The organism is Ruminococcus sp. J1101004sp1_RTP21198st1_B9_RTP21198_201120 (assembly GCF_040924245.1).
GTDB classification, from domain to species: domain Bacteria; phylum Bacillota; class Clostridia; order Lachnospirales; family Lachnospiraceae; genus Blautia_A; species Blautia_A faecis.
In genome coordinates this window covers 42962-64262 of the sequence record NZ_JBCOMI010000023.1, presented here as the reverse complement: position 1 = coordinate 64262, position 21301 = coordinate 42962, and the positions used below count along the sequence as shown (strand labels likewise).

At 44.4% G+C, this 21301-nt stretch carries 19 protein-coding genes; 2 read left to right on the top strand and 17 right to left on the bottom strand.

Annotated elements, in window-relative coordinates:
* From AB5618_RS15260 to AB5618_RS15240, 5 genes are all read right to left on the bottom strand, one after another.
* On the bottom strand, positions 1-352 hold a 352-nt coding region (locus AB5618_RS15260; protein WP_368366877.1), incomplete at its 3' end, for a beta-galactosidase.
* Between the two features lie 77 nt (positions 353-429).
* Positions 430-624, bottom strand: a complete 195-nt coding sequence (locus AB5618_RS15255) for a hypothetical protein (RefSeq protein WP_195478264.1) — start codon at positions 622-624, stop codon at positions 430-432.
* Between the two features lie 154 nt (positions 625-778).
* Complete coding sequence (locus tag AB5618_RS15250; protein WP_368366876.1) at positions 779-1294, bottom strand: N-acetyltransferase family protein; 516 nt, start codon at positions 1292-1294, stop codon at positions 779-781.
* A 255-nt stretch (positions 1295-1549) separates the two neighbouring features.
* Entirely contained in the window at positions 1550-3517 is a 1968-nt protein-coding gene (locus AB5618_RS15245) for an oleate hydratase (RefSeq protein WP_368366875.1), read from the bottom strand.
* 359 nt (positions 3518-3876) lie between these two features.
* Positions 3877-4440 (bottom strand): TetR/AcrR family transcriptional regulator, encoded by a 564-nt coding sequence (locus AB5618_RS15240; RefSeq protein WP_294430437.1) that lies wholly within the window; start codon positions 4438-4440, stop codon positions 3877-3879.
* A 381-nt stretch (positions 4441-4821) separates the two neighbouring features.
* On the opposite strand from AB5618_RS15240, the gene AB5618_RS15235 reads away from it, so the two are divergent.
* Complete coding sequence (locus tag AB5618_RS15235) at positions 4822-5373, top strand: prolyl-tRNA synthetase associated domain-containing protein (protein WP_118577811.1); 552 nt, start codon at positions 4822-4824, stop codon at positions 5371-5373.
* Between the two features lie 116 nt (positions 5374-5489).
* On the opposite strand, the gene AB5618_RS15230 is transcribed toward AB5618_RS15235, so the two are convergent.
* The 4 genes from AB5618_RS15230 to AB5618_RS15215 all read right to left on the bottom strand — a co-directional run bounded on the left by AB5618_RS15230 (position 5490) and on the right by AB5618_RS15215 (position 10414).
* Positions 5490-6509 (bottom strand): sugar ABC transporter permease YjfF, encoded by a 1020-nt coding sequence (locus AB5618_RS15230; protein ID WP_148461387.1) that lies wholly within the window; start codon positions 6507-6509, stop codon positions 5490-5492.
* Complete coding sequence (locus tag AB5618_RS15225) at positions 6506-7567, bottom strand: ABC transporter permease (protein WP_118577725.1); 1062 nt, start codon at positions 7565-7567, stop codon at positions 6506-6508. Before AB5618_RS15225 ends, AB5618_RS15230 begins: the two co-directional genes overlap by 4 nt.
* Positions 7567-9123, bottom strand: coding sequence for a sugar ABC transporter ATP-binding protein (locus AB5618_RS15220; protein ID WP_330590177.1), 1557 nt, complete (start codon positions 9121-9123; stop codon positions 7567-7569). Before AB5618_RS15220 ends, AB5618_RS15225 begins: the two co-directional genes overlap by 1 nt.
* Positions 9124-9430: 307 nt before the next feature.
* Complete coding sequence (locus AB5618_RS15215) at positions 9431-10414, bottom strand: ABC transporter substrate-binding protein (RefSeq protein ID WP_148461385.1); 984 nt, start codon at positions 10412-10414, stop codon at positions 9431-9433.
* 595 nt (positions 10415-11009) lie between these two features.
* Between AB5618_RS15215 and AB5618_RS15210 the strand changes: the two genes are divergently transcribed.
* Positions 11010-12158 (top strand): GntR family transcriptional regulator, encoded by a 1149-nt coding sequence (locus tag AB5618_RS15210; RefSeq protein ID WP_173718024.1) that lies wholly within the window; start codon positions 11010-11012, stop codon positions 12156-12158.
* Between the two features lie 9 nt (positions 12159-12167).
* On the opposite strand, the gene AB5618_RS15205 is transcribed toward AB5618_RS15210, so the two are convergent.
* From AB5618_RS15205 to AB5618_RS15170, 8 genes are all read right to left on the bottom strand, one after another.
* Positions 12168-13772 (bottom strand): response regulator, encoded by a 1605-nt coding sequence (locus AB5618_RS15205; RefSeq protein ID WP_173718023.1) that lies wholly within the window; start codon positions 13770-13772, stop codon positions 12168-12170.
* Positions 13747-14778 (bottom strand): ABC transporter substrate-binding protein, encoded by a 1032-nt coding sequence (locus AB5618_RS15200; protein ID WP_368366874.1) that lies wholly within the window; start codon positions 14776-14778, stop codon positions 13747-13749. Before AB5618_RS15200 ends, AB5618_RS15205 begins: the two co-directional genes overlap by 26 nt.
* Entirely contained in the window at positions 14775-16361 is a 1587-nt protein-coding gene (locus AB5618_RS15195) for a sensor histidine kinase (protein ID WP_368366873.1), read from the bottom strand. Before AB5618_RS15195 ends, AB5618_RS15200 begins: the two co-directional genes overlap by 4 nt.
* Before the next feature lie 121 nt (positions 16362-16482).
* Positions 16483-18297: a diguanylate cyclase gene (locus AB5618_RS15190; RefSeq protein WP_368366872.1), complete on the bottom strand. Its 1815-nt coding sequence runs from the start codon at positions 18295-18297 to the stop codon at positions 16483-16485.
* On the bottom strand, positions 18189-18494 hold the full coding sequence (locus AB5618_RS15185; protein WP_368366871.1) for a hypothetical protein: 306 nt from the start codon (positions 18492-18494) through the stop codon (positions 18189-18191). The genes AB5618_RS15190 and AB5618_RS15185 overlap by 109 nt, the downstream gene beginning before the upstream one ends.
* A gap of 3 nt (positions 18495-18497) precedes the next feature.
* A complete protein-coding gene (locus AB5618_RS15180; protein ID WP_368366870.1) occupies positions 18498-19226 on the bottom strand; it encodes an HAD family hydrolase in 729 nt (242 codons plus the stop codon).
* Positions 19227-19585: 359 nt separating this feature from the next.
* A complete protein-coding gene (locus AB5618_RS15175) occupies positions 19586-20983 on the bottom strand; it encodes a S1C family serine protease (RefSeq protein ID WP_187565330.1) in 1398 nt (465 codons plus the stop codon).
* Between the two features lie 95 nt (positions 20984-21078).
* A complete protein-coding gene (locus AB5618_RS15170; protein ID WP_306467751.1) occupies positions 21079-21240 on the bottom strand; it encodes a DUF6783 domain-containing protein in 162 nt (53 codons plus the stop codon).
* Positions 21241-21301: the final 61 nt, after the last annotated feature.

Sequence of the window (21301 nt, the reverse complement as noted above, 5' to 3'; positions counted from 1 at the left end):
TTAATCTGCCCTTTTGAAATGAGTTTTTAGCAGGATAATATAAATGTGTAATATCTAATCTTAAGTTTATGATGTTGAGCCACGCTGGTGGTGTGGCAGTAGGTGTTCCAAAAATCACCTGCATTTCTTCCAGTTTACATAATTCCAGAAATTCATCCCAGAAATCAAATACAAAAACATCCTCCTCCGGCTCCACTTTGTTCCAGGCAAACTCTGCCACGCGGATCACGGTAATCCCTGCCGCCTTCATTCTCTGTAAATCATCCTGCCATAATTCTCTGCTCCAATGTTCTGGATAATAACAGGTTCCCATGGTCATTTCTTTCCATTGAAAATTTTGTGGTTTTCTCATATTCTGCTCCTTTTTAATCCATTTCTTTTGAAACAAAGAGTCGGAATTCTCCGACTCTTCGCTTCGCTTAATTCACTTTATTTTATTCCATATTCATCCATCAGTTTTTCACGATATCCAGGATCGTCCAACGCCAGTTGCAAGTCAGCCATTCTATCAGCTTCCAAAAGCTTCTTGGTTAATGATGCCATTCTATCACTTCCTTCTATTCTTCCTTCACTTTTTCCAGCTTTTAATCCATCATCGTACAACATCTGACCTAATCTTGTCATCGCTACAACCTCCTTTATCTCTTCCAAATCACTTCCCTGCAAAAACTTATCCGCCATTGTATATAATATTGCTACGGTCTTTTCTGCGGTTACTCTGGTATCCTGTTTTGCAAGCAATATCGCTGTTTTTATAGTATCTTTCCGATCTTGTTCGCTACTCATCAACGGTGTTAATGAGTTCAATATAATACGGACAGATATCCTCATACTCCCCATTTTTCAATCTGAATCCTCCCGGAATCACACCCAGCTGGCGAAATCCAACTCTCTCATAAAGATGTCTTGCATGAACATTACTTGCCACAACCGCGTTAAACTGCAGTACACGGAAGCCATGTACTTTTCCCTGGGCTACGCAATCCTTTACCAGCTTTTCTCCAATATGAAGTCCGCGGCTGTCGCGGGATACGGCATAGCTTGCGTTGCAGATGTGTCCGCAACGGCCTACATTGTTCGGATGAAGAATATATAATCCAAGGACCTGTCCATTTTCCATATTCTCGGCTACCGCTGTATAAGTCTGCGCTGCGAAAAATTCCGCGCCGGTTTTCTCATCCAGACATTCTTCCTGTGGAAATGCCACGCCATCTTCCACAACCTCATTCCAAATGCGAATCATAGCCGGAAGATCTTTTTCCTCATATTTTCTTACGATAATTTTGTTTTCCATAATGACTCTCCTCAATTTCACTTTATCGTTTCATTTATTGTTACTGAGGGTGCTCTAATTGAAAGGACACTATCATTTTCCAAAAATTATATGCAAAAACACGCAAAAAAACAATCGTATTTTTTTATGATTGTTTTTTCGATTGTTTTGCGCGTTGCACTCCCACAATCCTGGTAGCTTAAAAACTGGGCAAAACAAAGAGCCGGATCACTCCGACTCTTCGCTCGTTTCAGCATATAAAATTTTTACAACCGCTTATTTCTCCAGCATATAATCCTTAATCACATCATGATCTCTCAGCACCTTCTCCACTAAAGTTCCCTTGATTGCTTTCAGCAGAGGTTTTTTCACCAGATTCAGCGGTCCAGGAAGCTCGATTTCAAGTGGGGATCTGCCATCCATAAGTTTTACGCTGGCATCAAGGAGTTCTCTTACATCGTAAACGCTGCCCCATACTTCCGGAACACCACGGTCTACGCCCATAAGTCCGTATACAGCTTCCATTGCGGTACGAACAGAATATTCTGTGGTGAAGATGGTGTCTCTTGGAGTCTCAGCAAACTGTCCAAGGAATGCAAAGTTCACGCAGCCATCCGGGATAACGTCCGGTCTGTCGCCTTTTGCTCTTGGCATGAAGAATGCAGTGATGTAAGGCATCATGGTCGGTACACAGACTGCGCTGTTTTCAGCCAGGTCCTCGATCTGATCCGTTGGTACGCCCATATGGTACAGCCACTCTTCGGTAATTTCTTTACCGGTACATTCTTTCATCGGTTTCTTTACATAATCGCCAGGTACATCTGTGAAAAGACCATATACCCAGACACAAACCTTATCTTTGTCCTGATCCTTGAACTGACCCTGACGGTTGATGGTCCAGCTTAACAGCCAGCTGGAATCCTGGCAGCTTACGATACCGCCGGTAACAACATTGCCGCTCTTTGGATCTCTCTTGCAGATGTCGGTAATATAAGGAATGATCTTGTCATCCAGTGTGGTAACAGTTGCAGATTCCCAGTTGGTCTTCGCAATGTCGGAGCAGAATTTCTCCGGATGTCCGAAAGACGGATCCTGTTTTGCAATATTTTTCCAAAGGCTCCAGCAACCGCTTGTACGAACCTCAGCATCTCCGTTTGGAGCGTGGTTCTGGTCACCGTAGATAGTTCCCTCTGTACAGCTTCCGTTGGTAACAAATACGTAGTCGTTCTCAGTAAGAAGGATTCCCTTCTCAACACCCTTTACCTTGCACTCAATAGCAGTTGCCACTTTTTTACCATCGTGAATATCGAAGATTACATTGGTAACCTCTGTGTTGAACTGGAAGTCAACACCTGCATCCTCCAGATATTTCTTCATTGGAAGGATCAGGGACTCATACTGATTGTATTTGGTGAATTTCAGAGCACTGAAATCCGGAAGTCCGCCGATATGATGGATAAAACGCTGGATGTAAAGCTTCATCTCCAGTGCGCTGTGCCAGTTTTCGAACGCAAACATGGTTCTCCAGTATAACCAGAATGTGGAATTCAGAACCTCATCATCAAATACATCCTCGATGGTCTTGTCGTAAAGATCCTCGTCCTTTGTGAAAAACAGCTTCATGATCTCCATACAGCCCTTCTGGCTCAGATTGAATTTTCCATCTGTGTGAGCATCTTTGCCCTGATTTACAGTAGCACGGCAAAGGGAATAGTTTGGATCATGTTTGTTCAGCCAGTAGTACTCGTCCAGAACGGAGGCACCTGGTTTTTCCAGAGATGGAATACTGTGGAAAAGATCCCAGAGGCACTCGAAATGGTTTTCCATCTCACGGCCGCCTCGCATGACGTATCCTCGCATCGGATCAAAAATACCGTCGCATGCACCGCCTGCAATGTCCATCGCTTCCAGGATGTGAATGTGGTCGCCAGGCATCTGTGCGTCTCTTACAAGGAAGCAAGCTGCTGCCAGAGAAGCAAGTCCGCTTCCTACCAGATATGCATGCTTGTCATCTACGCCTTCCGGTTTCTCTGGGCGGGCAAATGCTTCGTAGTTACCGTTTGTATAATAAATGCCCTTGCTGTTTTTCTCATTTTTGCCGCGCTCTGTATTGCGGTAATTCGGGTCTACGTGTGCTTCTGTGATCTGTTTCTCTTCGCGGCTCTTGTTTGCCAGAACTGCTGCTCCTGCACCTGCTGCAGCAAGTGCTGCCATACCTAATACGGAATGTTTTTTCTTTGACATAAAAATTACCACCTTTCTGAAATTTGCCGTTACATTATTTCCGGCTATCTGTGTTTATTCTTGTTTTAACTTTTCGAATCAGCTTCTAAGCTTTCTCAGTTTTGTTTCCTAACCTTCAGATAAAAAGCTTTTATTTGACTAATTCGAAATTCTGCTGCCTTTTATTTAGTATTTCCTGTTTCTGAGTGTATTCTACGTCAAAAAATAATTTTCCTCAATTTACAAAACAAGACGGATGACAAAAAACTTATCATCCGCCTTACTTTGTAAAGTTGATTTCGAAAACTTTATGTCCCGCCCTTTCAGGATTAAAGCTGCTATGCCATAGTTATCCCTTATTTTCCGGATAAACTTAATCTTTATTGCCCTTCCTTCTCCATATTCCGCAGGGAATTCCCAACATTTCCATGCATGGTCACGCAGACCATATTCGCGATTTCTTCCGGGGCTTCCTTCATTCCTCTCTTGATCCAGTCAAGCATGACACCTACGAAACTGTATTTGTAAAAATCCGCAATAAATTTCTTCTGTTCCTCTGTAACCATCAGATTCTTGCTCTGCTCTTCTACCACTCCTTCGATCAGCTGATAGGTCAGGCTGTACAGATAATTTTCCACCTGCTCTCGTTTCACAGAGCGATACACGTTCAAAATAAATGGTTTATTTTCCAAAACAGCCTCAAAAATCTGCTGAAGCCCTTCCTGCCAGGTGTCGTAGGTCTTTTTTCCCTGCAAAGCCTGGGAAGCGTCCTCAATACAGGACCATTCTACCAGGTCATAAATGTCTTTAAAATGATAGTAAAAAGCCATTCGGCTGATTCCGCAATCTGTAGTCAAGTCGCTGATGGTGATCTTGTCCAGAGGCTTCTGAAGGAGAAATTTTTTCAAAGACTCTTCCAGTGCATTTTTTGTGATATTGTTCATTCAGATGTGCTCCTCCTGATGATTTTATTATGCAGTACGGCATCATGCAATCCATGAGGTCTGCACAGATTCTAGAGCGTGTTTGAAAAATCATTCCTGCAATCTGCAGGCTCTAAGGATTTTATAAAGCCTTTTTGAATTTTTGTCAACAGGAGCGCTATGGAAAAAAGCAGATATCCGCCTCCGAACTTATATATGCATATATTTTCTGAAATATTCATCGCTATCCTGGAATATATTTGAAAAGTGTTTTCTAAAAGATGTGCATCACAATTTGTGGGAGAACATCCTCCACTTTACAAGAAAAACGCTCAATGCTACAATATTCCCCAGATATTTGACAAAAAAAGCCCCTGTGGGGGAATACATAAGGAGAACACCATGGAATTAAAGCTTGAAAACGGACGTCCCGCAGATACCACGGGCAGACTTGAAAAAGAGATACGTACTTATGATTTTCTTGATGCACTTCAGGTGCCTTATCAGAGGATTGACCATGAAACTCTGATGACCATTGAAGCTTGTAAAGATGTGGATAAAGTGCTTGATGCAGTAATCTGCAAAAACCTGTTTCTCTGCAACCGCCAGGAAACGAACTTCTATCTGCTACTCCTGCCAGGCGACAAGAAGTTTAAGACAAAGGAAGTATCTTCCCAGCTTGGCGTTGCCAGACTTTCCTTCGGCAATGAAACTTATATGGAGAAATTCCTTGATATCACACCTGGTTCTGTCAGTATACTTGGACTTATGAACGATAAGGAAAATCATGTGCAGCTGCTTATTGATGAAGACCTCCTGAAGGAACCTTACATCGGCTGTCACCCTTGTATTAACACATCCAGCCTGAAAATTAATATGAAAGATATGATGGAAAAAATTATTCCGGCTATGAAGCATGAACCGATTTTTGTGAAATTGGGACAGGAAGAATAAAATTGCAATTAACTAATTTGTATGTTACCCTTTCTTCCATTATGCCCAAAATAAAACAGACAGATACACATTTTAATCATGTACCCGCCTGTCTCATTTCAGTCTTTATTCAATTTTTATTTGCTCTTCCGCTCCTTTACCAGTGCAAATACACTCTGAAGTACAATGAAGAAGCACAGCAGGATTGCTGTTACAATGTTGGACCAGGAGCTGATCAGTTTTCCATTGGTTTTAACCAAAGTAGAAATCGTACCATTGATCAATACACCAAATAAGGAACCAAGTACATTTCCTACACCACCGGTAAGAAGTGTACCACCGATGACTGCGGAGGAAATAGCGTCCATTTCAAGGCCGGTTGCCTGGGTGGTGGTACCTGCCATGGTATTCAGGCAGTAGCAGATTCCGCCGATGGAAGTAAGGAAACTGGAAAGAATATATGCCTTCATCTGTGTTTTCTTAACATCAAGTCCCATCAGGGTTGCAGACTGCTGATTGCCGCCTACTGCGTAAATACTGCGGCCGAAGCGTGTGTATTTCAGCATCAGATAAATAGCAAGAATTACGATCAATGCAACTACAACAGTTACACGAAGGTATGGAAACTGCATGATTCCCTTTTTGTTCAGATACCCTCCAAATGGAAGGGAAATCTTAAAGCTGGAAAGAGTGGTAAAAATCTTGTCAGAAACAATACTTACCTGCTCTTTACAGATCACGGCTGTCATACCTCTGGCAAAGAACATTCCTGCCATAGTAACGATGAAAGGCTGGATTTCCAGGTAGGAAATACAGAAGCCCTGAACAATACCAAATATAATGCCAATTGCAAGAATCAGAAGCATAAGTACCGGGCTGGACCATCCCCACTGCTCAATTCCCACTGCCAGGATCATACAGTCCATAGCAACCAAGGAACCTACGGAAATATCAATACCGCCAGTAAGCATAACGCATGTCATACCAGCTGTGATGCAGATCAGACCTGCATTGTTGATCAGGATGTTCAGAAATGTCTGGAAACGGGTAAAGCCTTTGTCCGCATATACGATACATCCTGCAGCATACATTACAAAGAATAATACAATGGTGATCAGCAGCAACAGGTTATTGCTGTTTATTTTTTTCTTTTTCATGCCCGAGCTGCCTCCTTTCCGGATTTCTTTGTCAGCTTCTTAAAGAAGGCTTTGGCTGGCTCAGCCTGAATTACTACGATGATAATAACTACGATTGCCTTAAATACCGGTGCCTGTGCAGAAGAAACACCAAGTGCATACAGAGTTGTGGTAATCGCCTGGATGGTGTACGCTCCAATGATGGAACCTGCCAGGGAAAACTTACCGCCGCCAAGGCTGTTGCCGCCAAGTGCTACAGAAAGAATTGCATCCAGCTCCATGTTCAGACCGATGTTATTGGTATCTGCTGAATAGATTCTGGAGGTTGCAACCATACCTGCAAGACCTGCACAAAGACCGCAGATTGCATAGCACATAAGGATGATTTTTGCGGAATTAAAGCCTGCGATACGGGAAGCTTTTTTGTTAATACCAACACTCTGGATGTAAGTTCCAAGTGCTGTGTAGCGAAGTACAATAGAAGCAATTGCCACACACACAGCAGCCACAATGATCGGTGTAGGAATGATTCCGCAGTAAGCGCCAAGCTTCTGGAAAGAAGGAACTCGAACATAAACGATCTGGCTGTTGCAAAGAAGAAGTCCTACTGCTCGGCCTGCCGACCATAGGATCAGGGTGGCGACCATAGGCTGAATATTCATATAGGCAACCAGAAATCCATTAAAAACGCCACAGATCAAAGTGACAAGAAGTCCGGCTCCAATGCCAACCAGCAGCGGATGCGCATATTCCTGCACATTTACATTTCCGTATCCTGCAAGGATCATACAGCAGACACCTGCGTAAAGACTCATTACGGAACCAACGGAAATATCAGTACCGCCGGAAGCAGATACAACGAGTGTCATACCGATTGCCAGTATGGCGATTTCACTTCCACGGTTCAGGATGTCGATCAGACGTCCGTAAAGTACACCATTCTTAATGGAAATCATAAAGAAGGAAAGCGGTGCACTTCCTGTTGCAATATCATATACTACGTTGATCAGCATGACCAGGATCATACTGAAAACCGGAAGGAACAGACGTTTCTGCGCCAGTTTTTTGAAATTACCCATTACTGCTCACCTCCTGCGATTGCTTTCATTACGTTCATCTGGTTCATATCTGCCTCATCAATCTCTCCAACCTTCTGACCGTCACGGAGAACTGCCATACGGTTACAGGTACGGAGCATTTCCTCAATCTCAGAGGAAATGAAGATCAGACTCTTTCCTTCATCTGCAAGCTTCAGAACCAGCTTCTGGATCTCTGTCTTGGTACCGATATCGATGCCTCGAGTAGGCTCGTCCAGAATCAGGAAATCCGGGTTTGTTGCAAGCCATCTTGCAAGGATAACCTTCTGCTGGTTTCCACCGGAAAGTTGTTTGATCAAAGTCTCGCGGCTTGCACATTTGATCTGGAGAAGATCGATATACTTGTCTGCAATCTCACACTGTTTTGCCATAGGGATCTTTTTCAGAACTCCCTGTTTTGCCTGAATTGCAAGGATGATATTTTCTCTTACGGACAAATCTGCAACAATTCCCTCCGCTTTACGGTCGTCAGGAAGAAGTCCCATTCCAAGATGCATGGCATCAATAGGATTTTTCACCTTAACTTCCTTGCCTTTTACTTTCAAAGTACCAGTCTGGGCGCGGTCAGCACCGTAAATAGTACGTGCCAGTTCGCTTCGTCCGCTTCCAAGAAGTCCGGTAAGACCGATAACCTCTCCTTTGTGGATATCAAGGTCAAATGGTTTGATGGTTCCTGCATGGCTTAAGCCACGGGCTTCGATTACCATCGGTTCTTTTCTCTTATCTCCTGTGGTCTCCGGTTTAATGGAAGCAAGATCGTCGAAATCTTTTCCCATCATAGCTGCTACCAGCTTCACTCTCGGAAGATCTGCGATCTCATATTCGCCAACCAGCTGACCATTTCGAAGAACGGTAATTCCGTCACATACTGCATAAACCTGTTCCAGGAAATGGGTAACAAATATGATTCCTACACCTTTCTCCTTCAGTCTGCGCATCATGGTAAAAAGCTTTTCTACTTCACGGTCATCCAATGAAGAAGTTGGCTCATCCAGAATGAGCACCTTACAGTCCATATCTACAGCACGGGCAATTGCGATCATCTGCTGCAATGCCAGTGAATATTCTTCAAGATTACGTGTTACATCAACGTCAAGCTCCAGCTGTTTCATAAGGACAGCTGCCTGACGGTTCATTGCCTTTCGGTTGACCGTTCCAAGCTTTGTCAGTGGCTCGCGGCCTATGTAAAGATTCTCTGCCACCGAAAGGTTTGGACAGAGGTTTACTTCCTGATATACAGTAGAAATGCCCTTCTTCTGGGCGTCCATGGTATCTTTATTTACGATGGGATGATCAAATCCTTCCAGATAAATCTCTCCAGCCTCAAATTTATTTACGCCGGTCAGGCACTTGATCAATGTGGATTTACCCGCGCCATTCTCTCCCATCAGCGCGCGGATTTCACCTTTTTTCAATGTCAGATCCACGCCTTCCAGTGCTTTTACACCTGGGAATGTCATGCAGATTCCCTGCATTTTCAATACTACTCCTGCCTCCAACGCGATTCCTCCCTTCCCGTTATCAACTTCATTTTTCATTCTCCTCGTTATCGCGTTATTTGCCATAGATTCCTCTGTTCTGCGGCTCATAACCTCGTATAAACAACGAGATAAAACACGCTCTGCGAGTTTTACCCGTTATCGCGGCAGTCGCCAAGGTCTCATGCAAGCATGGACTTCGGCTCGTTGCTCGCGAAAATTAAGGGGAAGAAAATCCGCCTTGGGACTTTCCTCCCCTATTTGTTCATCTTTATCGTTTTTCAGCTGCTTGCTGATAACCAATTTCGATGTTTACGGATTGTTTCACAGCTCTGCTGTTTTCACACTCTCCGATTGATTTTTCTGATTAGTAAGCACGTCCAGCCAGAACTTCATCTGTCATAGTTGTAGCATACTCGCTCTCAATTCCAGGTGCTACGAATGCCTGATCCTCAACAAGTGTTGTCTTCTCAAATTCTTCGCCTGCCTGCATTTTCTCGATTACGCCCTTAACAACCTCAGCCTGGATCGGGTTACACTCAACATCACAGTTGATCTTTCCATCTAATGTATACTGAAGTCCATCATGTGTTGCATCGAAGGAAATAAGAGTTACATCGCCATCAACACCATAGGTGATACCTGCTGCATCCATTGCATCCATTGCGCCGTATGCTTCGTTATCATTCTGGCAGACAACTACATTGAACTGTCCCTCGTAGGATTTGATGAAGGACTCCATAACTTCCTGGCCACCAGCCTGTGTAAAGTCACCGGACTGAGAATCAAGAATCTTCCAGTTATCATGCTCGCCAGCTACCTGATTGAATCCTTCTGTACGTCCAAGTGCCGCGGAAGCTCCTACGGAACCTTCGATTACAAGAATGTTCGCGTCTTTATCGCCAAGGTACTCAGCTAACCAGTTACCAGCTGTGATACCTTCGTTTGTTGTGTTTGTTCCAACCCATGCATCATATAAGTCGTCGCTTGCTTCGATCTCACGGTCTGCGATGATTACAGGGATTCCTGCATCCTGTGCTTCCTGAAGAACGGTGTCCCAGCCAGCGGACTGGATCGGAGCGATTACGATGTAATCCATATCTTTACTAATGAATGTACGAACTGCTTCAAGCTGTGCAGCATTGTCATTGTCGCAGTCTACAAGATCAAGGCTATATCCGGCATCTTCTGAGAAAACATCCTGATAGTTCTGGGTGTTTGCTGTACGCCAGTCTGATTCGTGTCCAACCTGTGCGTATCCAACTGTTACCAGATCGTCAGCGTAAACCGGCATAGCCATCATGCTGAGTGTTGCTGCTGCGAGTGCCATAACTGCTAATTTCTTTTTCATAGTGATTGTTCCTCTCTTTCTTTTAGAAAAATACTTTTGCAGGTCGCGCCTGCCATTGGTTTCTCGTTCAACACTGATCCGTTTGCTGTCTTAGCTTTCCGTCCGTTCTTGAATCCGTGTTCTTCTTGATGTCTATAATTTAGCGAAAATTAACATAAATTTCAATATTGTTTTCCTGTCTTTTGGTCGTTTCGTCAGTTCAAACAATACAAATTTGTTGGTTTTCATAGTGAAATGCAGACAAATTTATATTATAATGGACTTCAGGCAGGAAAAGGGGTGATATTTTATGATTTCTCATTTAGAAAGTTTGTTTTCTTATGATTTTGTGAAAAATATTACACCTTTTTCTATGTTTTTCGATTTGGCAAACTGTCTAAGCTGGGAAAAGAAGGTTTGATCATTTGAAAAAAGGTATAATATTTTGGGTTTTAAAAGTGAAAAAGCAGAAGGTTTATTGGGAAATCATAAATAATTCATGTGAAAATTTTATGAAATAACTATCTCAGCAAAATAAAAAAACCAGAGTGGCGCGGCAGATTGCAGGAATGCTTTTTCAAACACGCTCTAACCTAAGAAAGAGGAACTAAAATATATGGCGATCAAATATAAATGGCTGGTTGAACAGCTAAGAGAAATCATTTCAGATTCTATTCAAAAGGGAATCAACAAACTTCCCACCGAACAGGAGCTGGCTGCCAGATACCGTGTCAGCCGACAAACGGTCCGGGCTGCGCTGGCGGTTCTTGAAGATGAGCGGGAAATCCGCCGCATTAAAGGGAGCGGAGCTTACATTACCGGGCTTTCCAGCCTGGAAGACCAGAATATAGTTGGAATTCTGATTCCAGATGAACAGCAATATGAATATCCTGCACTGATAAATGATATTCGTGTGACGCTGGCTGCGGAGGGATTTTCCTGCAAGGTTTACCCCACTCACAATCACGTGGACCAGGAACGGCAAATCCTTCAGTTTCTTTTGAAAAGTCCGCTGCGGGCGCTTATTGTGGAGCCTGTAAAAAGCGCCTTACCATCACCTAATACAGAGCTTTATCAAAGGCTGATACAAAGGGGAACTTTCATTTTGTTCCTGGGATGTGCTTATCCCCAGTTGTCTCAGATTCCAGTAATCTATGAAGATAATCTATATGGGGCTGGTCTTCTGGTGCAAAGTCTTGTGGAAAAAGGCCACTCTTCTATCGCCGGTATTTTCCAGATGGACGATCAGCGGGGACTTGAGCGATACCAGGGCTTTCTGGATGCCATGCAAAATCAGGGGCTGACTGTACCAGACCGCAACATCTGCTGGTATACTACACAGGAGCTGGATGATTTCCGTCAGAGCCGGGATATCAGCTTCCTGAAAAAATTTCTGGAACGGATCACCCCCGACTGCACTGCGTTTATTTGTGAGGATGACTTTATTGCATGGCTGTTATGGGAAGAGCTGTCGCTTGGACAGGAGAAAAAGATAGCAACTCACGCTTCCCTTTCATCCTCTCTTCAAAACACTGGATTCACAGCTGCTTCCGCCGGCCATAGTTTCGAAGCCACAATAGCACTAGCCACCTTCAATACCAGCTACCTCACTACATCTGGTCTGCTCTGCGCCACAACACTGACACACCAGACACACCAGCCTGGTACTCTGGCCGCCCAGATGAGCATAAACAAATTAAAAGGACTCCCTGTCTCTTCGCAGGAAGTCCCATGGCAGTTATCACTGCCGAAATCGCATAATTAATTTTGAATATCATGCAGTCCCCTTACTCCGATATTCCCTTGGGCTGCACCCGGATTTTTTCTTAAACACATAACTGAAATAATGGGGATCCTTATATCCCACCTCCTGTGCGATCTCTCCGGACGACTTGTCCGTCTCGCGCAGGAGTTTTTTCGCTCTGTCAACACGTTTGCAGGTAATATACTCTACAAACGTCTTCTGCATATTCTGGCTGAAAATTGCGCTTAAATAGTTGGCACTCATATTCACCGCATCCGCTACTTCATTCAGGGAAATGGTCTCTTTATAGTAATTCTCATCAATATAATCCAGCACTTTCCTCATGGCGCTGTTGCCCTGAGACTCATTCTTCTCATCCCTGATATCAATGGCACTCTGAAGAATGTCCACACAATACCCTGCCACCTGCGATGCCTTGATACTGGTATCCTGATATTTTCCCTCGATCCGTTCTGTATAACCCTCTTTTTCCACACCAATGGATTCCAGATACATAATAGTTGTAAACCGAATATGAAGCACCACATAATCCCGGAACATTCTGGACTCCAGTGCCTTACTCATTCCACCCAGATATCCCTGAACGAACTCCTGGATCTCACTGCTGCTTCCTTTTGTGAGAAAATCCTTGATGATCTCAGGATTCAGCTGTGAAGAATCTACTGCCGCCAAACGGTTCTCTCCCTGTGAGTTTACATAACTCTCCAAAGTTTCTTCTGTAAGCACATGCAGCCCCGGCACCATAAAACGATATGCAAAATAATGATTCACGCTCTGATAACACTGGGAAAGCAGGCTCAATCTCTCCACAGGTTTTCCTACCGCCACATACCAGTCCATCTGCTCTTCCCCTTCGCAGGTCCGTTTCACATACTCCACGCAATTATCTGTCAGCTCCGGAAGCCGGGACAATTCCCCCTTTACCAGAACTCCGTAGCTGTTTACATTCCAGCGGAAAAGCAGATACTGGGGATATCGGAGAAAATAATGAAGCACTTCATCCTGTTTCCGAAGAAAACCTGCCATCTTGTCCTTATTTTTCTCCTGTAAATACAGGAAAAGCAAATTATATCCTGCTGCCGTAATTTCTATGGACTGACGCTCTGCCTCATCATAAATCTCCTTAACTGACAGCTCGCCCTCCAGTATTTTTTCCATAAAACGCCGTCTGGAAAACTGCTCATACTCCTGAATCTCATTCTGAAACTGGGTGCGGTAGTCCTCCTGCTCCTGATCCTGCTCGATCTTATCTTTCAGTTCAAGAAGTACATTTTTCAGCTTCATTCTAGTAACCGGCTTCAGCAGATACTGGTCAACACCAACTTCAATTGCCTGTCTTGCATATTCAAAATCATCATAACCACTGATAATAATAATCTTCATCCGCGGAAATTCTTTGCTCACAATTTTACTTAAGGAAAGCCCATCCATAAAAGGCATTTTAATATCCGTGATCAATACATCCGGCTTCGTCTTACGGATCAGGGGCAAAGCCATTTCCCCATCTGCTGCTTCCCCTACAAAACGGTATCCAAACTGATCCCAGGGAATCCTGTCTCTGAGCCCTTCGCGGATCACCGTCTCATCTTCAACCAGAAATACCTTCCGTAACATTTTCTTCCTCCCCAACGTTCTCCTGGGTATACACCCGCTCCGGAACATAATATGCTTTCTCTATTTCTTTGCCAGCTTCCATATCCTGAATGATCTGCTCCACGTATTTTCCCTGGTCAGGATTACACTGGACATCAATGTTGATCTCACCGTTTCGCACCAGCTCCACGCCGGCATCCACTGCATCAAAGGAAATTACCGTAATATCGCCGTTCACTCCGGCTGTTTTTCCTGCTTCTCTGATTGCTTCAAGTGCTCCAAAAGTCATGTCATCGTTCTGTGAAACCACCACATCTATGTCATCATACTGATCCAGAAGCCTTGCCATCTCTTCTTTTCCTTTGGCTGTGGTAAATTCTCCGTCTACCTGCTGCAAAATGTTCCAATTGTGCTGCACCTTTGCCACTTCATTGAACCCACGGGTTCTGCCGATGGTAGCGGAGGCGCCTTTGGTTCCTTTCAGCACTACAATGTTAATTTCGTCATCTTCCCTGCCCTGCTTTTTCATGTAATTCTCAAGCCAGTAACCGGCATCCTGTCCTTCGCGGACAAAATCGGAACCAACCCAGGAAGCATAGAGGGAGTCATCATCCACGGAAACCTTACGGTCTATGAGAATTACCGGAATCCCGGCATCCTTCGCCTCCTGAAGCACAGTGTCCCAGCCAGATTCCTCGATAGGAGAAAGTACGATATAATCCACCTGCTGGGAAATAAAGCTTCGGATGGCCTTGATCTGATTGGCCTGCTTCTGTCTGGCGTTGTCAAAAATCAGCATGTAGCCGTTTGCCCTGGTGAACGCGTCCTGAATGGACTGAGTGTGGGCACTTCGCCATACAGATTCGCTTCCCACCTGGGAAACACCTACTACGATCAGATTGTCGTCCTCCGCAGGAGTTTCCTGCACTTTGCTGCTGCTCAAAGGACTTCCCAGAAGAACCAGTGCCACAAGCACAAACACAACCGGTGCCACAGCCCAGATGTTTTTTCTTATAAACTGTCTCATACGCCTGTCTCCTCCTGCTGTGGCCGTCCACCCTCAATTATCTTATTGGCATTCTGCTGTTTCGGATTACTTTTTATTTTTTTATTTGCGTCAGAATTCACGCTGTTGCCGCCTTCAGCCACTTTTGCTGTATCATTCCCTGTTTTCTCAACCGGAGCTTCCAGAATAGCCGGAATTACAATCTCCACTGTAGTTCCCTTACCCTTCTGTGACTGGATCTTCATTCCATACTCCGGTCCGAAATACATGTGGATACGCTCATTTACATTTGCCAGACCAAAGCCCTTCTCCGTCTCCTGGCAGGGCTTCTCAATCTGCTGGCAAAGCTGTTCAAGCTCTTCCTCATCCATGCCCACACCATCATCCCGGACAGTCAGACGGATAATATCTCCCTCTTTCTCCCCATGAATGTGAATACATCCCTTAGCACGCTTATACTTAATGCCATGATAAAGCGCATTTTCCACTACCGGTTGAAGAGTCAGCTTCAGAATCTGATATTTATAAATTACCTGATCCAGCTGAATGTCATATTCTAGAATATCCCGGTAACGCATTTCCTGGATCTGGAGATAACTGCTGATATGCTTCTCTTCTTCCTTAATGGAGATAAATTCCTTCCCTTTGCTTAGGATCTCACGGAAAAAGTCTGACAGTGTAACAACCATGGTCACCGCTTCGTCCGGCTCATTGGACTCGATCAGCCACACAATGGTGTCCAGCGTATTATAAAGAAAATGAGGCTGAATCTGCTCCTGAAGAAGGCGCAGATCTGCTTTTCGCATTTTCCGCTCGTCTTCCTTCACCTTATCGATCAGGGACTGCATGCTTCCTGCCATTTTGTTAAAGCTCGCTGCAAGCTCAGCCACTTCATCATCGGAATCCGCCTGGGCTCTGGCCTTGAAATCACCCTGGGCGATTTTCTCCGTAGCCTGGTTCAGCTGACTGATGGGCTGTATAATACCGGAAACGATCATCACCGCGCTGACCGCAACCACAATGATCAGCACGCCGATCAGCACACTGCACACCACCATAAACCGCCCGATCTGATCCTGCAGGGTATCCGTAACCTTGTCCATATAACGTGTCTGATAATAAATATAATACTGAATATCATCCTGGATCAATTCCGTCAGAATGTAAATATTGTTGTCCAGTTTCTCAATATTCTCATTATATCTGCCACCGGCAGAAATGCTGTCCACAATATCGTCCACCCTTTTTTTCAGGGTATCGATATTGCGAAGAAGGCTCTCCAGCCACAGCTTGCTCTCAGATTCTGTAGTAATGGCTGTCAGTCTGGTAAACTCGCTGCGTAATTCATCTATTAAAGTATATGGATTCTTAAGACTTTTGTCTGTTTCGATGGTATCCAGAGTGACGTAGCCAACAACCAGCTTATACAGGCTCTCATCCATCTCTTCTTTGAAATTCAGATTGTAATTGTTCGCCACAGTCATGTTGCTTACGATCTCATCGTAGGTATTGCTGTAGCTTGCCATCGAGGCAAGAAGATACATCACAAGAAGAATAAACGGCAGTGTTACCACTGCCGCCAGTGTAAGAATTTTCTTTTTCATAAAGTAAAACTTACCCCCACTCCCGCAGGTCCCCCGACCTGCAAATGCTGCTGTTCACGATTTTTACCAAAAACACTTCGCCGAACAATACCGCAATATATTACATTATAATAATCCATGCCTACTGCACCGTCTCAATCATCTTCCCCACATAAGAATTCTGCACAAGCATAGGCTGCTCTGCTGCTCTCTTCATTTCCCTCTGTATATTGCCCTGAATATCCTGCAAACACTCCAGAAGCAGCGGATTGAAGGTTCCACACTCACCAGCTAGGATCATCTCCATAGCCTTCTCATGGGAAAATGCTTTCTTATATACGCGCTCACTTGTCAGTGCATCATATACATCCGCAACAGAAACCACCTGGGCCGCAATCGGAATTTCTTCCCCCTTCAGACCATCCGGATAGCCCTTGCCGTCATAGCGCTCGTGGTGCCATCTGCAGATCTGGTAAGCCACCTTCACAAGCTCCTCATCCTGATATACCCCAAGACTCTTCAGCATGGAAGCACCGATCAGGGTATGCTTTTTCATTTCCTCAAACTCTTCATTTGTCAGTCTGCCTGGTTTATTCAAAATCTTCTCGTCGATTCCCACTTTACCAATATCGTGAAGGGCAGATGCAATTGTGATCATGTACTGGTCAGACCATTTCAGATCATATTTGTCCGTTTTCTGCATCAGTCTGTCCAACAGAAATCCGGTCAACATCTTTATGTGCTGAACGTGCTGACCGCTCTCTCCATTACGAAATTCTACGATATGGCTGAGAACATCTATCAAAATTTGACTATTTTTTTCTTTTTCTCGAATTTGATCCGTTACAAGTGTGATTAGGCGCCTCTGTTTTGCGTATAATTTAATAGTATTATATACACGCCGGTAAACAACCTTGGCATCAAACGGGCGGCTGATATAGTCTGAAACTCCCATTTCATACGCCCGGCGTATATATGATTCTGTCTCCTCACTGGAGATCATGATGACCGGAATGTCCTCGATCCAATGGTTCCGGTTCATCTCCTCAAGAACTGCAAAGCCGTCCATGCCAGGCATTACAATATCAAGCAACACCAGTGAGATTCCTGCACCATACTCCCGAAGCACGGAGAGACATTCCTCCCCACTGCTTACTTCCATAGTCTTAAAATCATGGTGCAGAATCTCCGCAAGAATATCACGGTTCAGCTCAGCATCATCCACGATCAGAATCTGCTGTTTCAGCTCATCACGATTAACCTCTGCGCCGTCTGCATTTCCATCTTTTATCTCATTAGACTCGGTTACCACCAGATTCTTACGAGTTTTCGCCTGGTACATAAAGCGGTCAGCTCTTCCTACCACACTTCCGATGGTTTCATCTGCCCCGGCAATTGTTCCTCCAATACTCACAGAAAACTGAAGCCCTGCATATCCCGGCACAGCAGCCAGGTGGATCTTATCATGGATTTCCTGCAGTCTTCCGGCAAATTTCACTTCTGTTACTCCGGGAAGCACCAGAAGAAACTCATCCCCGCCATAGCGGATCAGAATATCATCCTTACGGATATGCTTGCATATGGTTTCTGCAACAACAGTCAGGGCCATATCCCCGGCATTATGTCCATATGTGTCGTTATAAAGCTTAAAATCGTCCAGATCGATCATGGCAATTCCAGCCGGTCCCATCTGGGACTTCAATTCTTCTTCATAATAACGTCTGTTGTATGCCTTCGTAAGAACATCCTGATACAGTCTCTCGTTATATCCGGTAAGGCTGCTGATCAGGCGCTCATGATCTTTCTGGTCGATCGGGCTGCTTTTGTCCATTTTCTTCAAAAGCTCCATTACATAAGGATTACCGTCAATTTCCAGATATTTAGCCATGATCTGATAAATGTCATCTCCAATAAATTCCAGCTTGCACAGCTCTGCCTTCCGTAAAAAGGCTTCCATTGCCACACAGCCCTGGCAAAATGTCCTATGCACAAATCTGCTTTTTTTGTCTGTCCGCCCTCTGCTGCCAACAGACCTTCTGCATTCAATTTCTCCAGTTTTTCCTGGTCAAGAAGCCTTACAAAGTTAAAAACCTTACGGTAACAGACCATCTCGTACTCTGCCTGCTCCATGGTGATTTTGTAATCTGATACCATACTTTATCCATCCTTCTTCGTTGTAAAGCATATTTGGACAATAAGCTTTCTCAACTCTTCCTCTGTATATGCAATATAATCTGGTTTTTCCATACCTTCCGGAACCGTATAACGGTGATGGTTCATCCAGATGGTCTTCCATCCGGCATTTTTTGCACCTGCAATGTCATTCTCCAGAGAATCCCCGATCATAAAAGTATTCTCCGGCTTCATTCCCCATTTTTCTTCTGCCATGCGAAAAATCTGCACATCCGGCTTGGCCACGCCCACACCTACAGACACGATCAGCTGATCCTCTGTAAACCATTTATCAAGTCCCAGTGTATGAAACTTCTGAACCTGATGGGAAAAAGGTCCGTTGGTGATCACGCCCATTTTCACTCCGGCAGCTTCGCATTCGTCCAGCAGTTGTGTCATTACCCCTGAAACATGAAGATGGGACTGATTCTCTTTATATCTCTTCTGGAAGAGCTCTGCCTGCTCTCTGGTAAAGGGAATTCCAAGGTCTTTCATAGTATTTTCAATTCTGTAAATCCGGGATTCATGAATGGAAACCTGTCCACTCTCGCTGAACAGAAACATTTCAGCGCTTCTTTTCCCGAAAATCCGGTAAAACAGCTCCGGATCCGGAAGCTTCCTGCCCAGACTGAACTCACAGGCTGTAAGCAACGGCTCCATCTGGCTATATAAGGTATCATCTATATCGAAAACCAGAAATCTTTCGTTGTTCATTTTGCTGACTCTTTTCCTTTTTCGTATAACTCTAAAAAATATTATGCCGCAGTCTGCAGACAATAAAATAATTATACCTTTTTAAGGTAGGTTACGCAATCTATTATTCAGTTTTCTATGTGTTTTCTAACTATTTCAAAGCAGAGTATATTTGAAAAATCTGTTTCGCAACCGGCATGCCTCGCTTTGTGGGAAATTTTGCCCGAAAAAAGAGGTTCACCTTTTTTACAGATGAACCTCTCTCATTCTATTATTTACATTTCCGTGGCTGAATCAATCCCGGTTCTCCTGCCTTAGAGCGTGTCTAAAAAGCATTCCAGCAATCTGTATGCCTTACTAGAGCGTATTCGCCCAAGTGTTTAATTCCAGCCCTCGCCGTACTGGAGACCTGAGCCGCCTTCGTTATTCTCCCAGTCTTCCAGAAGATTATCATCCTGGCTGCTTCCCTGACCGTCACCGTTGTCCTTGGAATCCGTACTCTGTGTATTTGTGTTCTCGCCAAGAGTTACAGTTACCGTCTCTTCTTTGTAACCTTTTCCATCCGGAACCTCAAGGGTAAGCTCTACATCCTCACCTGGCTCGTAGTAGGAAAGGAAATCAATCAGCTGTTCCTTGGTTGTAACAACCTTGCCTGCAAATTTTGTAATGATGGATTTTGCTTCAATACCAGCCTCATCAGCTGCACCGCCTTCTGTTACGTCTCTTACAAGAACGCCTTCCGGAACACCGTATGCTTCACTTACTGCACTGTCAACACTCCGAACTGTGATTCCCAGAACACCGTGGTTATCAACTTTATCTCTGGTCTCCTCATTCATCAGGCTCTCCAGCGTATCTGTTACATCAGAAATTGCAATTGCATAACCGATACCCTCAACCGCTGTGGAAGCAAGCTTTGCAGAGTTGATACCAACAACCTCACCGTTCATGTTCAGAAGAGCACCACCGCTGTTGCCTGGGTTGATTGCTGCATCTGTCTGGATCAGGTTCGTAGCGGAATTGCTGTCGCTGTCATAATCGCCGACTGTATCATCAGAATTCAGCTGACGGTTCTTGGCGCTTACAATACCGGTTGTTACGGACTGACCATAACCAAGTGCGTTACCAATTGCAACAACCTGTGCACCAACCTTCAGGTCATCGGAATTACCGATAGTTGCAATCGTAATGGCATCCATTGTATCGCTGTCAATATCATCCAGGGAAACTGCTACAACTGCAAGATCCTTCTCGCTGTCATAGCCTTTTACCTTAGCCTCACATGCTGTGCTGTCGCAGAAGCCAACTGATAAGGTCTCCGCACCTTCTACTACATGATAGTTGGTTGCGATCAGAAGCTCGGAATCGTTCTTACCAATGATAATACCGGAACCGCTTCCCTGAACCTCCTGTTCCTGGGATGGTGAATAAGCACCGTACTGGCCAAACATTCCGTAGTAGTTCTGAACCTCTTCTACAGATTTAGTTGTAATGGAAACGATACTTGGCATTGCCGCTTCTACAATATCAGATACATCAAGGCTACCCTTTGCTGTACTCTCATCTTTGCTGTCATCCTTGGAATCATCCGATTTCTTCTCGGATTTCAGCAGCTCAACCTTATCTTCGCTTGCTGCCTGTACGCTCTGCTCATAGCCTGTCAGATAGTTAACTCCTGTATATGTTCCTGCTGCAAGGCCGCCTGCCAGTACTGCACAAAGACTAATGCTTGCTGCCTTTTTAAGTTTTCTCTTTAATTCTTCATTTCTATTCTTCATGATAAAAGCCTCCTTTAGAAACTCCTTTATGTTCTCTTCATTTGATAGTTCACAGTATAGAGACAATTTGTGTTCTCTTTGTGGGAAAAATGTGTTTAAATTGTTAAATTCCGCCTTTTAATATTAGAGCGTGTTTGAAAAATCATTCCCGCAATCTGCACGCCCCACTTTGCGGGAGATTTCACCCGAATTCGGTTGCCGTAGCCCGCTACGGCGCCCTCATCCGAGCGAAATCTCCCACAAATTGTGACGCACATCTTGCAGAAAGCCTTTTTCAAACACGCTCTAGCATTAAAAAACCCGGACTGCAAGGCAATC